The sequence below is a fragment of the Chitinophaga sp. 22620 genome, from assembly GCF_052044405.1.
Lineage (GTDB): Bacteria > Bacteroidota > Bacteroidia > Chitinophagales > Chitinophagaceae > Chitinophaga.
This window is the reverse complement of record NZ_JBQEMV010000002.1, coordinates 732,026-744,957: the sequence shown is the minus strand read 5'-3', so window position 1 is coordinate 744,957 and position 12,932 is coordinate 732,026. Positions and strand designations below refer to the sequence as shown.

Sequence of the window (12,932 nt, the reverse complement as noted above, 5' to 3'; positions counted from 1 at the left end):
CGCTTACTTCACCAGCAGCCTGATACCCGCATACAGGATCAGCACGGCCGTGGCCACTTCCACCCAGCGCGGCTTCAGCAGGGAAGCGCTCAGTCTTGATCCAATCTGCCCTCCAATGATAACCGCCGCCAGCAAAGGCAGCGTAACGCCGGCCTCGAACACCACGGCGCTTTTAGCCCACTGCCCCAGCAAACCCGCGAGGGAATTGACGAGAATAAAAAAACTGCACAGTCCCGCAATATGTTTCGGAGAATCGTACCTGCCCAGCCGCAATACCGGCGCGAGATAAATACCGCCACCGATGCCTGTGACACCCGATAAAAGACCGATCGCTCCGCCCACCGCGGAAAACTGCCAGCCGCGCCTTTCCCTCACCGCATATTGTTTTTCCCTGATCAGCTTCATGCCCATCAAAGCTGCCGCCAGCACCAGCGCCAGGCCCAGCAACAGGAAAAATGTTTCCCGCTTTACCGGCATATAGCTGCCGATAAACGCCATGGGTATACTGAAAACACTCAGCTGCAAAGCCTTCTTCCAGGGCAATTGCCCGCTGGCATGGAACTGCCACACACCGCCGGCCACAACGGCCACATTGCAGATCAGCGCCGTGGATTTCACCAGTTGGAAACCGATACCGTACAAAGCCAGCAGAGCCAGGTAACTGGATCCGCCGCCGAAGCCCGCAGAGGAATAGATCAATGCAATGAGAAAAAATATCAGGCAGAGTTCGAAGATCATTTTTGCAAAATACGATATCCCTTTCAGGCATGACGATACAATTTTAACTTCCGCTTACCTGGCTCTCTCTTAGCTTCCTTTCCGCCCTGGAACATAAGTTTAAATAATATGCATCCCGTATGTTCACCACTCCCATTCTCCATACCTCCCAATCCATGGTATGAACATTGCACGGTCCGTACCTGTTATACTAGATTTACACGCCTGCAAAACGGTTTTATGAAGACATTAGACGCAATCATTATCGGCTCCGGCCAGGCAGGGCCGCCGCTTGCCCAAAAGCTCGCCGCAGCCGGCCGCCGCACCGCGCTCATCGAAAAACGTTTTGTGGGCGGCACCTGTGTGAACGACGGCTGCACGCCCACCAAAACCATGATAGCCGCAGCCCGCCTCAGCTATCTTTCCCGGAAGGCGCAGGCATTCGGCATTCCCTCCGATCCTTCCCGGCTATCGTTCCCTGCCGTGATGCAAAAGAAAAATGAAGTGGTGGACAGCTCCCGCTCAGGGCTTGAACGATCGCTGCAAAAAACGGCAAACATTGAAGTGATATACGGAACTGCCCGCTTCACCGGTCCAAAGACCGTCACCGTGAACGGCGAAACGCTCACCGCGGAACATATCTTCATCAACACAGGCGCAAGGCCCGCCATACCTGGTATACCCGGGCTTGCAGAAGCAGGTTACCTCACTTCCACCACCATCCTCGACCTGGAAGAAATCCCGGCGCACCTGGCCATACTCGGCAGCGGTTACATCGCCATGGAACTGGGGCAGATGTTCCGCCGCTTCGGCAGCCGCGTGACCTTACTGGAACGTAATGCCGCGCCGCTGAACAATGAGGACGACGATGTGGCGGCCGCTATCGTGCAGGTACTTGAAGAAGAAAATGTTACTTTCCTTACAAATGCCGCGGTTAACAAAGTATCCCGTAAATTAGACGGGACAACGGAGCTGACATTGATGCACGACGGAGAGGAAAAACACATTACATGCAGCCACCTGCTGGTGGCCGCGGGCAGAGCACCGAACACGGAAGAGCTGGATCTTTCCGCCGCAGGCGTTAAAACCGGCCCCGGCGGGCACATTGAAGTGAACGACCGGCTGGAAACATCCGCCCCCGGCGTGTATGCGCTGGGAGATGTGAAAGGGGGCCCCGCTTTTACGCATATTTCCTATAACGATCATCTTATTGTGGCCCGCAACATTTTAGAGAACCAGGCATTGACCATTAAAGACCGCTTAACGCCCTATTGCATGTTCACCGACCCGGAACTGGGCCGCATAGGCCTCACCGAAAAAGAAGCGCTGAAACAGGGCTTTACGATTAAGGTGGCGCACCTGCCGCTCAGCAAAGTAGCAAGAGGCATCGAGACCGGCGAAACACGCGGGCTCATGAAAGCGGTGATCAATGCGGACAATAAACAGATACTCGGCGCAGCCATCCTGTCCGTCAGCGGCGGCGAGATCATGTCTGTTCTGCAAATGGCCATGATGGGGCGTATTACATACGAACAACTGAGGGATAACGTGTTCGCACATCCCACATTCTCAGAATCCTTAAACAATCTTTTCCTTTCGCTCGATAATGATTGAAGTACGGCATCTCCGGAAGAATTTTAACGGCACGCCCGCCGTGCACGACGTTTCCTTTACCGTTGCGGAAGGCGAGAACCTCATCCTGCTCGGCACCAGCGGCTGCGGTAAAACCACCACGCTGCGCATGATCAACCGCCTGCTGGAACCTGACGGCGGCGATGTATTTTTCCGCGGCGCCAACACCCGCGATCTCAAACCGGAACTTCTCCGCCGCCAGATGGGCTACGTGATGCAGCAAACCGGCCTGTTCCCGCATTACACCGTGGAAGAAAATATCGCTATCGTACCTAAACTGGAAAAGTGGGACAAACAACGCATCCATGAAAGGACGGGCGCTTTGCTTGCCAAGCTGGGCCTCACCCGTGAAAGCCACGCGCATATGTTCCCGCACGAGCTGAGCGGCGGCCAGCAGCAGAGAGTGGGCCTTGCCCGAGCGCTCGCGGCGGACCCGCCGGTGTTATTGATGGACGAGCCTTTCGGCGCGCTCGACCCCGTTACCCGCCGCCGCATCCGGAAGGAATTCGCGGAGCTGGACGAGTTCAGGGAAAAGACCATCATCATGGTCACCCACGACATACAGGACGCCTTTGCGCTGGGCGACCGCATCTGCCTGATGGATAAAGGAAAAGTAGTACAGCTTGGCACCCCGGAAGAACTGCGGGACCGCCCGGCCAATGAATTTGTAAGCAATTTCCTGAAAGGACAATACGAAGCACCATGAACGGATTTTTTGCATTCCTCGCCTCGCAGTCCGACAAGCTGCTGCAGCAAACGCTCACGCACATCAATCTCACCCTGGTGAGCGTGGCCATTGCCATTGCAGCAGGCGTGCCGCTGGGCATCCTGGTCGCTAAAAGGCAGAAGCTCTCCGGCGCGGTGCTGGGGTTTGCCGGCGTCATGCAGACCATTCCCAGCATTGCGCTGCTCGGCTTCCTGATACCGTTGCTGGGTATTGGCCCGAAACCCGCCATTTTTGCACTTTTCCTGTATGCATTGCTGCCCATCATCCGCAATACTTACACCGGTATTACCGGGGTGGACGCTACCGTGAAAGAAGCCGCCAAAGGCATGGGCATGACGCCCTGGCAGGTGCTTTTTAAAGTGGAGCTTCCACTGGCTATGCCCGTGCTCATCGCGGGCATCCGCACAGCGGCGGTGATCAATGTGGGCGTGGCTACCCTGGCGGCTTACATTGCAGCCGGGGGATTGGGAGAATTTATCTTCGGCGGCATCGCGCTCAATAATACCAATATGATACTGGCCGGCGCCATCCCGGCCGCGCTGCTCGCCCTGCTGTTCGACTTCCTGCTGTCGCGCATCCAAAAGACCAACTGGAGGAAATACAAGCTGCTGCTGGGCGGCGCGGGTATCGCCGTGCTTTGCTTCGCCATGCTGCCCGCGGCTACCAAAGGCAAGCTGCTGGCAGGTTTCACGCCCGAATTCATGGGCCGGCAGGATGGTTACCTCGGCCTGAAAAGCGTGTACGGCCTGCGCATCCCTACCGTCGTGATAAACGATGCGGTGATGTACCAGGCGCTGCATGAGAACAAGCTCGATGTGGTGAGCGGGTATAGTACCGACGGGCGCATCCGCGCGTACGACCTCGTGATACTGGAAGACGATAAATTCATCTTCCCGCCATATTACGCCGCGCCGGTGGTGCGCCAGGCTGCGCTGGAACAGTTTCCCGAGCTGGAAGGCGCGCTCAACCTGCTGGCCGGAAAGATCAACGACTCCGTGATGACCTATCTCAATTATAAGGTCGATTACCTGAAACAGAGCCCGGAACAGGTAGCGCGGACATTTTTACAGGAAAACCGCCTGCTGCTGCCGCCGCGCGCCGGGAATAAAGGCCTGGTCCGCATCGGGTCCAAGATATTCACCGAGCAATATATCCTCTGCGAGATGTACAAAATGCTCATCCGGGGGCATACAGACCTGGGGGTGGATTCTAAAACCGGGTTAGGTGGCACGAAAATTTGTTTTGATGCATTAACGAACAACCAGATAGACCTTTATCCCGAATATACCGGTACGGGTTTATTAGTCATATTACAGTCGCCGCTCACGGAGCGGCTGAGAAATAAAGACAGCGTTTATGAATACGTCCAGGCGCAGTTCAGGGAAAAATACAGGCTTTCCTGGCTGAAGCCCATCGGCTTTAACAACGCATACGCATTAATGATGAGGAGGGGGAAGGCGGAGGAATTGAAGCTCCGCACCATCACCAACCTTACGCAATTGTTGAATACGCAAAAAGACCAGTAATGATCACTACTACCGCAGCGGCGCCACTGTTACAACAGTACAGGAGCGTGCGCAAATGGACGGAAGACATATGCCGCCCGCTACAGAAAGAGGACTATGTGGTACAACCTGTGGAGTTCGTCAGTCCTCCCAAATGGCACCTTGGCCATACCACCTGGTTTTTTGAAACATTATTATTAAAATCTTTTTTACCCGGCTACGCCGAATACGATCCGAATTTCAATTTCGTGTTCAACAGCTATTACGAAAGTCTCGGCGCCCGCGTGATCCGCACCCAGCGCGGCAATCTCAGCAGGCCCACGGTGGAGGAGGTCTACCGTTACCGCGCTTACGTCGATTCCGCCATGGAACAGCTGCTGGAAGCGCCCCTTTCGCCTGAAGCCGAAACCATCCTCATACTGGGCTGCAACCATGAGCAGCAGCACCAGGAGCTGTTGTGGTACGACATCAAATACATCCTGGGCCACAACCCGCTTTTTCCCGCTTATTCTGAAGAAGACAGCGGCGAACAGGAAGCTGCACAGCCAAAGGGCTTTACCGAAATGCCCGGAGGCGTTTATGAAGCAGGTTTCTCCGGCCCCGGCTTTTGTTACGACAACGAGCTGGGCCGCCACAAAGTGTACCTGCAGCCATATGCCATAGCCAATGGGCTGGTCACCAACGGCGAATACCTTGAATTCATCCGCAGCGGCGGGTATAAGGATTTCTCCCACTGGCACGCGGAAGGCTGGGACTGGGTGAAGAACAACGACATACAGGCGCCGCTCTACTGGCATAAAATAGACGGCCAGTGGCAGCATTACACCTTATCAGGCCTGCAAAGTATCCTGCCGGACGATCCCGTTCACCATGTGAGCTTTTACGAAGCCGCGGCATACGCAGCCTGGAAAGGGCTCCGCCTGTCTACCGAATTTGAATGGGAAGCCGCGGCGGATAAATTCAGCTGGGGCCGCTGCTGGGAATGGACGGAAAGCGCCTACCTCCCCTATCCCGGCTTTGAGCGGGTGGCAGGGCCCATCGGCGAATACAACGGCAAGTTCATGGTGAACCAGAAAGTGCTGCGCGGCGCCTCAGCCTATACGCCCAAAGGCCACAGCCGCTCCACTTACCGGAACTTTTTCCATGCACCCATGCGCTGGCAGCTTTCAGGCATCCGGCTGGCTAAAACTTTATAGCACCAACACAAAAAAATATTATCGATGAGAACAGCATTGGCATATCACAGCACCGGCATTTCCGAAAAACAGCGGCTGGCATTCGAAAAAGACGTCCTGGAAGGATTGCAGGAAGTGCCCAGGCGGCTGCATTCCAAATATTTCTACGATGCCACGGGCGACGCATTATTCCAGCAGATCATGCATTGCCCTGAATATTACCTCACCCGCTGCGAAATGGAGATCCTGCGCGGGCAGGCCGGGCAGATCGTACAATCGTTGCAGCAGCACGCACCGGTATTCGATCTCGTGGAACTGGGTGCGGGGGATGCTTCCAAATCTTTTTACCTGCTGAAGGAATTACTGCGCGTTGGCGCCATGGATACCTATTTCCCCATCGATATTTCCCGCAACATTATTGCCCAGCTGCAACAGTCGTTGCCGGCAAAGCTGCCCGGCCTTACCGTGCAGGGGCTGAACGGGGAATACATGGACATGCTCCAGGCGGCGCGGCAGATTACCGGGCGGCCCAAGCTGGTGATGTTCATGGGTTCCAGCATCGGCAATTTCACGCCTGCTGAAGCCCTGCAGTTCTGCACCCGGCTGCGGCAGCAATTGCAGCCCGGAGACCTGCTGATGATCGGCTTCGATCTCCGCAAAAACCCGCAAACGATACTGGATGCGTACAACGACAAGGCCGGCATCACCCGCGCCTTCAACCTTAATTTGTTAGAGCGCATCAACCGCGAGCTGGACGGGGATTTCGACCTTTCGCAATTCACGCACTTCCCCACTTACGACCCGCTTACCGGCGCCTGCAGAAGTTTCCTGGTCAGCCTGAAGGAACAGGCCGTTCATATCGCCGGGAAAACGGTCCGCTTCGCCGCGAACGAACCTTTGTTCATGGAAATATCGCAGAAGTACACCGTGGAAGAGATCAACGAACTGGGCTCGCGCAGCGGGTTCAAGCCGGCAGAGATGTTTTACGACAGCAAACGCTGGTTTACCGACGTATTGTGGCAATGCCGTTAAAGTTCCATAAAATTGCAATGCCGCTGGCCAGCCCGAAGTGAAACTGACAGCGGCATTGCTGTTGCTTGCTATAAAGAAAAAGGATCAGTCTATTTCAAGCTATGCACCGGGTTGCTGCGCGCGGCCCGAAAAGCCTGGAAGCTAACGGTGAACAGCGCGATGAGGATCGCAATGACACCCGCTGCAATGAATATCCACCAGCTGATGTCTATCCGGTAAGCAAAGTCCTGCAGCCAGGTACGCACGGCAAAGAACGCGATCGGCCAGGCGATCAGGTTGGCAACGATCACCAGTTTCACAAAATCCTTGCTGAGCATGGCCACAATGTTTTCCACGGTGGCGCCCAGTACCTTCCGTATCCCGATCTCTTTCACCCTTCTCTCCGCCGCGAAAGATGCGAGGCCGAAGAGGCCCAGGCAGCTGACAATGATCGCCAACACGGCGAGTATCGTCACGATGCTGCTCACCTGTGCGTCTGAATGATATATCTGCGCAAAATGCTCGTCCAGGAAGCTGTAGCTGAAAGGATGTTGTATGCCGTGTTTTTTCCAGACGGATTCTACAAAAGAAATGGCTTCCTTCGTTCTGCTGCCGCTGATGCGGATGGATATTTCGGAAAAGCTCCATTCCTCCTGGTGCATCATCATCAGCCCTTCTATTTTATGGTGCAGGGAATTGAAATTGAAGTCCCGCGCCACGCCTACGATCCTGCCTACGGTGTCCATACCCGAAAAATCAAAGCCGAACCTTTTCCCTATCAGCGATTCCAGCGAAGTTCCTTTCCTTTCGTTCTTCAGCAGCTCACGGGCCAGTGTTTCATTGATGATATATTCCTTTCCGTTGGCGGATTTATTCCGCGAGAAGTTGCTGCCCGCGGCCAGCGGTATTTTATACAGGGTAAGAAAATCCTTGTCTACGATCACCTGCGAGGATGTAAGCGATCTCACCGGTCCTTCTCCATGAAATTTTATACCGGACTGGTGAAGGTTATTGCCCAGCCGCTGTTGCGATCCGCTTACGGCGCTGATCAGCGAGCTGGTTACCAGGTCATTCTTCAGGGCGTGGTATTTGGGATTCGACTCATTATCCAGTGGCACCAGCAACACCTGGTCGCCATTGAAGCCACGGTCTTTGGTTTGCATGAACCTCAGCTGCTTCAGCGCAAACACGGTGGCAATGATGAGAAATACCGCCCCGGTAAACTGCGCCACCACCAGGGAATTACGCAGCAGGCTTTTGTTCTTTCCCGTCATTACCGAACCTTTCAGCACCTTCACAGCCTGGAAGGAGGAAAGATATCCGGCGGGATAAAGACCCGCCAGGATGCCAATCAGCACGGTTCCTGCTATAAACCCGGCAAGTAACCTGAGATCAGTGAAGACAGGGAGTTCCAGCGGGCGCTCGCTGAAATTGCGCACCCAGGGAAGGCTCAGCTTCACAATAACTACGGCAAACACCAGCGCGATCAGCGACAGCATCACGGATTCCCCAATGAACTGCCAGGCCAGCTGCGAGCGGTGCGCCCCGATAGATTTCCGGATACCCACTTCCCTGGCCCTCTCCGCGGACCGGGCCGTGGACAGGTTCACGAAGTTGATGCATGCGATCACCAGTATCAGCACAGCAATAAATGAAAAGATGTAGGTATAGCGCCGGTCGAATTTCTGAAAGTTGTTATAATCGTGAGTGATCTGGTTGGATGCGGCGTGAACTTCTGAAAGCGGTTGCAGGAACAGTTCGTAATTTTTCCAGTTATCGTCCTGGGCCAGGTATTTTTTGCAGAACGCGGGAAACTTGTTTTCGAGCCCTTTAGCATTGGCGTTTTTGTCCAGCTCCAGGTAAGTAACCAGCCAATTCCCGTCCCAGTATCCCTCCCAATCCGGATTATAGAAGGTGCTCAGCGAAATCAGCGCCTCAAATTGCAGGTGGGAACCGGCCGGCACATTCACAATGCCGGTAACGGTCAGGGCAAGCGTATCATGCTGGTAACGCATCACGGTTTTACCGATAGGGTCTTCGTTCCCGAAGATCTTCTCTGCCGTTTCCTTTGTGAGCACTATGTTTCCGGGCTTCATGAGCGCGGTATTCCTGTCGCCTTCTAGCAAGGGAAAATCAAATATCTGGAAGAAGGTGGAATCCACCGAATTGAACTTTTTGAGGTAATGCCGCCTCTCCTTATAAGCAAGCACAGTTTCCCCTCCCTGGTTGACGCGCACGAAATTCCTGATCTCAGGGTATTCCAGCTTCAGCGCCGTAGCCATGGGATACATGCTGAGGGCCACGTTCTGCGGCGCCATTAGGCCCTCCTGCTTCTGCACTTCACACAACCGGTAGATGTTCTTCTTATGCATCCCGTCGAAATTTTTTTCGTAGGACACGAACAAGAGGATCACGATGCAGGTGGCCATCCCGATGGCCAGGCCAATAATATTGATGATAGAGAAGGTCTTGTTCTTCAACAGGTTCCTCCAGGCGATTTTCAGATAGTTGGTCAGCATGCAGCAGGATTGTCAAATTAAATACCTAAGACAAATGTCATTGAAATTCAACCGGATATCAACTTTTCAAGTAACTGTTCTGTCCGGAAATGTAACAGCAGCTGTCCGATATTGAACACTTTACCGCGAACGTTGCTGTTCTCTTCTATATCCCGTACAGCTCCGGTGATTTCCTGAGAGTTATTCGGCATGCTGTTGAGTGATCTGGAGAAGCAGGTTTTGTTGAAGAAAAGTATGAGGCCTTGTTCTATACATGCTGCGTATAATCCTTCACGGGAACGGCCGCCGTCAGCTGTTCGTATTCCATTTCATTCAGCCGGGGCGTTTCCCGCGCCAGTTCCTCCAGCTGTTCCATGGTTCTGATACCCGCCACTGCGCTGGATACCACGGGATGCATCAGGGCATATTTCAATGCGGTCTGCGCAGGACTGCGCTCTTCCGAAACGGCTGCTATCGCATCTTTGGCTTTTTGCACTTCCGCCTCGCTGTAATCCAGGTAAGGCACGGCGGGTTTGTTCACCAGCAGGCCTTTGGCAAGACTGCCGCGCGCCAGCACGCCAATGCCATGCTGCTGCAGAACGCCGAAGCAGGATACCTCCGGCCGCCGGTCCAGCAGGCTGTATTGCATCATGACCGTCGCGATATTGGAACGTTTAACGTACTCGCGGATCACGTTGGGGCGGATGGAAGAAATGCCGTAATACAATATCTTCCCTTGCTGTTGCAGTAACTCAAATGCCGCGATCGTTTCATCGAACGGGTCTTCTATCGTGCCGCCGTGCAGCTGGTAAAGGTCTATCCGGTCCGTCTGCAGGCGTTGCAGGCTTTTTTCCACGGAAGCGATGATGTATGCCTTCCGCGGGTTCCAGTCCCAGCCGGAACCGTCTTCCCGCCACTGGTTGCCGACCTTGGTGGCGATCACCGCTTCTTCTCTTTTTCCTTTGAGGGCTTTACCCAGCGTGGATTCGTTAATACCTTTATCGTAAAGGTCCGCCGTATCAAAAAAATTGATGCCCAGGTGCAGGGCGCGGTGAATGAGCTTTGCATTGGCCGCATCGTCCATCCCGAGGGACATACAGCCGAATGCCACCTCGCTCACCTTCAGCGGGGAACGTCCGAGTGTGTGATACTTCATGTTTCTAAGATACGACAATCCGCGCGCCTCACCGCACCAGCACCACCGTGCCTTTGCGGTTCACTTTTTCACCCAGCTGGTCGGTGTATTCCAGCATCCAGGCGTAGGTGCCAACATCAGCGGGCGAGCCGTTGATCTTGCCGTCCCAACGTTTGTTAAAGTCGCGCGTTTCAAAAATGAGCTGGCCGCCGCGGGTGTACACGGCCAGGTGGAGGTGGGTGGCTTTATAGGCGTTGATGGGATAAAAGAAGTCATTCACGCCGTCATTGTTCGGCGAAAAAGCGGAAGGCACTTCCACGAAACAGCTGCGTGCCGCTTTAATGCGGTGTTCCGCCGTGTCGCGGCAATTTTTGTCATTCTCCACGATCAGGCGGATCGTATAATCCTGGTCGCGGAACTGCGGGAAGTACCGCATCGGGATCGCTTCTTTGCCGGAGGAAGTCGCGTTGTTGCCGTAATCCCAGGTCCAGCGGACGATGTTGCCCGTGCTGTGATCTGTGGCTTGTACGGCTTCCAGCGGGCAATAGGGCCCATAATCCACACTGAAACCGGCTGTGAGCTCGCTGATGATGCTAACGGTCGTGTCTTTCCGCGCAGCGCATACGCCGTTGCTGACTACAAGGGTCACAGCCTTATCGCCGAAGCTGTCGTATATTTTTACGGGATGTTGTATGTTGAAAGGTTCTACCCCGTCCAGCAGCCAGTTCCAGGAATTGACATTGTTCCGGCCGTGGTGATGGAAGCTGGCGGTGGTGAGCTTGCAGTTGAAGGCGAGGCCGAAAGAAAAATCCGCATTCACGGTATCGGCTGTATTAAAAGCGGCGATCTGCCCGGTGGCGGCGGGCTGCCAGCATTCGCTCAGTAAAGTGTTACCATCTGTGCCCAGCGTCGTCAGCACTTCAAACCTCCCGCCTGTTTGTACCGGCCGGTTAAAGCGCAGCTCCACTGAATCCGTATAACCATTTCCGTTACAATTCCCTGCAGCGCCGGTAATCGTAACACCGTTGTTGCCGCGAAGGATAAAATCGCTGCCGTCCGCCGCAATGGAGCTGCAGCGCACAGGGATGCTCAACCCGATCTTTACCGTTGTAGGTTCACAGCCTGGCGCGGGGATGTTTCTTACCAGCACTGGGGGCTGCGGCGGGATGTCGAATGTTGCCTGGCCGCCGGGTAAGCTGGGAATGTGGCATTCGCTCAGCACGCTGCCGGCCAGCCTTACCGTGTAAGTGCCGGAACTTATGATGCGGCTGCTGAGCTTCAGCGTGACGGTATTGGTAAGATCATTGGCGGCGCAGGCGGTGGCTGCCGAAACGATGGTCACACCCGCGGGACCGGTGATGGTAAAGTCGCTGCCATTGGCCGCTACGGAACTGCAACGGATGCCGTCCGGGAATTGGAGCACCACTTCATCAGGCCCGCAGGGCGGTGTTTGAACGGTGGCCATGCGCGGAGCGGGGAATACCGGCACGGAAAAGCTCATGTTCCCGCCCGCCAGCATTTGTTTGTTGCAGGCGTTGAATAAAGTATTGTTGTCGCTGCCGTTGCGTACCGTAACAGTGTAGTTGCCCGGCGCAACGGGGCCGGCGAGGAAAAGCGTAACGGAGTCGAGGTCGAAGCCATTGGCGCAGGTAACGCCCCTGGCAGACAGGATCGCGGGCGCGCCCGGCGACAGCTGGAAATCGCTGCCGTTCGCAGCAAGGCTGCTGCACAATACTTTCCTGCTCAGCTTGATGCCGATGGAATAGGAAGCGCAGTCATACTTCAACGATCTGATCTCAGGCAACAGTGGATCGATTATTTCCGCGGTACCGCCGCCAAAGCTCAGTTCATACCCGCTTTGCCCGGGTGTGAAGTGGCTGACGAGTATCAGGTATTCGTGCCCTTCCACCAGCTCTGGCATTTTGCTGAACAAAGGCTGACTGGGCCCTCCGCATACGTCGAGGCGGGTACCTGCGGACGATGCGCCGGTTACGCCGTATTCCGCCGTCCAGTTCATGGCTACGTACATACTCCGGTCGGTATACACATTATCGGGGTCCTTGCCCGTTATGTCGAACAGCTGCCAGTCATAATCCTCATCCGCCGCAAGCGGTGTGATCCTGAAGCCCAGCGTGCCGGATTTGTAACAGGTGAACTTATACCAGAAAGGATTTTTGTCGTGGTGAGGCCCGTCACCAAAAGTATTGCAGACAGGGCCGGGAATAGTGCGGGTTCCGCAGATGGGAACGGAATGTTGAAGAAAGGTCTGGTCGCCACAGACGGGGAACGCCGTGGATGGGTTTTGCCCGAGTGCGGTGCAGGTTTGGGCTTCAGCGCGGGTTACAGCGAGTACCAGCAGCAGGTATAGTAACGTTTTTTTCAGCATGAATCCAGTTAAAGCCTCATGGCATAGTATATAAATGTACGGATTACCGTTCATCCATCCATGCTTTCATTTTAAAGGTTTTTATTATATTTATATCTGTTAATTCAGGCAGCAGGACCTTATAAGGAGCTTAATACGCACAGCAG

At 54.7% G+C, this 12,932-nt stretch carries 9 protein-coding genes; 5 read left to right on the top strand and 4 right to left on the bottom strand.

Annotation, left to right across the window (positions count from 1 at the left end):
- Window positions 1–3 precede the first annotated feature (3 nt).
- Entirely contained in the window at window positions 4–738 is a 735-nt protein-coding gene (locus ACTJIK_RS12785; protein ID WP_440646744.1) for a sulfite exporter TauE/SafE family protein, read from the bottom strand.
- Window positions 739–957: 219 nt separating this feature from the next.
- On the opposite strand from ACTJIK_RS12785, the gene ACTJIK_RS12780 reads away from it, so the two are divergent.
- The 5 genes from ACTJIK_RS12780 to egtD are packed head-to-tail and all read left to right on the top strand — an operon-like array spanning window position 958 to window position 6,788.
- Entirely contained in the window at window positions 958–2,331 is a 1,374-nt protein-coding gene (locus tag ACTJIK_RS12780) for a mercuric reductase (protein WP_440646743.1), read from the top strand.
- Window positions 2,324–3,055, top strand: coding sequence for an ABC transporter ATP-binding protein (locus ACTJIK_RS12775; RefSeq protein WP_440646742.1), 732 nt, complete (start codon window positions 2,324–2,326; stop codon window positions 3,053–3,055). Before ACTJIK_RS12780 ends, ACTJIK_RS12775 begins: the two co-directional genes overlap by 8 nt.
- Window positions 3,052–4,602, top strand: a complete 1,551-nt coding sequence (locus tag ACTJIK_RS12770; RefSeq protein ID WP_440646741.1) for an ABC transporter permease/substrate-binding protein — start codon at window positions 3,052–3,054, stop codon at window positions 4,600–4,602. Before ACTJIK_RS12775 ends, ACTJIK_RS12770 begins: the two co-directional genes overlap by 4 nt.
- Complete coding sequence (gene egtB, locus ACTJIK_RS12765; protein ID WP_440646740.1) at window positions 4,602–5,777, top strand: ergothioneine biosynthesis protein EgtB; 1,176 nt, start codon at window positions 4,602–4,604, stop codon at window positions 5,775–5,777. Before ACTJIK_RS12770 ends, egtB begins: the two co-directional genes overlap by 1 nt.
- Before the next feature lie 24 nt (window positions 5,778–5,801).
- On the top strand, window positions 5,802–6,788 hold the full coding sequence (gene egtD / locus ACTJIK_RS12760) for an L-histidine N(alpha)-methyltransferase (RefSeq protein WP_440646739.1): 987 nt from the start codon (window positions 5,802–5,804) through the stop codon (window positions 6,786–6,788).
- Between the two features lie 89 nt (window positions 6,789–6,877).
- Here egtD and ACTJIK_RS12755 read toward each other — a convergent pair whose 3' ends face one another.
- The 3 genes from ACTJIK_RS12755 to ACTJIK_RS12745 form a co-directional block, all read right to left on the bottom strand.
- A complete protein-coding gene (locus tag ACTJIK_RS12755) occupies window positions 6,878–9,286 on the bottom strand; it encodes an ABC transporter permease (RefSeq protein WP_440646738.1) in 2,409 nt (802 codons plus the stop codon).
- 247 nt (window positions 9,287–9,533) lie between these two features.
- Complete coding sequence (locus ACTJIK_RS12750) at window positions 9,534–10,421, bottom strand: aldo/keto reductase (protein ID WP_440646737.1); 888 nt, start codon at window positions 10,419–10,421, stop codon at window positions 9,534–9,536.
- 28 nt (window positions 10,422–10,449) lie between these two features.
- The gene (locus ACTJIK_RS12745) at window positions 10,450–12,786 is read right to left on the bottom strand and encodes a gliding motility-associated C-terminal domain-containing protein (RefSeq protein WP_440646736.1); all 2,337 of its coding nucleotides are present in this window, start codon (window positions 12,784–12,786) and stop codon (window positions 10,450–10,452) included.
- Window positions 12,787–12,932 lie beyond the last annotated feature (146 nt).

Coding starts and splice junctions, on each gene's coding strand:
- ACTJIK_RS12785 (WP_440646744.1), bottom strand. CDS start 738: ATGATCTTCGAACTCTGCCTGATATTTTTTCTCATTGCATTGATCTAT.
- ACTJIK_RS12770 (WP_440646741.1), top strand. CDS start 3,052: ATGAACGGATTTTTTGCATTCCTCGCCTCGCAGTCCGACAAGCTGCTG.
- ACTJIK_RS12745 (WP_440646736.1), bottom strand. CDS start 12,786: ATGCTGAAAAAAACGTTACTATACCTGCTGCTGGTACTCGCTGTAACC.
- ACTJIK_RS12780 (WP_440646743.1), top strand. CDS start 958: ATGAAGACATTAGACGCAATCATTATCGGCTCCGGCCAGGCAGGGCCG.
- egtB (WP_440646740.1), top strand. CDS start 4,602: ATGATCACTACTACCGCAGCGGCGCCACTGTTACAACAGTACAGGAGC.
- egtD (WP_440646739.1), top strand. CDS start 5,802: ATGAGAACAGCATTGGCATATCACAGCACCGGCATTTCCGAAAAACAG.
- ACTJIK_RS12750 (WP_440646737.1), bottom strand. CDS start 10,421: ATGAAGTATCACACACTCGGACGTTCCCCGCTGAAGGTGAGCGAGGTG.
- ACTJIK_RS12775 (WP_440646742.1), top strand. CDS start 2,324: ATGATTGAAGTACGGCATCTCCGGAAGAATTTTAACGGCACGCCCGCC.
- ACTJIK_RS12755 (WP_440646738.1), bottom strand. CDS start 9,286: ATGCTGACCAACTATCTGAAAATCGCCTGGAGGAACCTGTTGAAGAAC.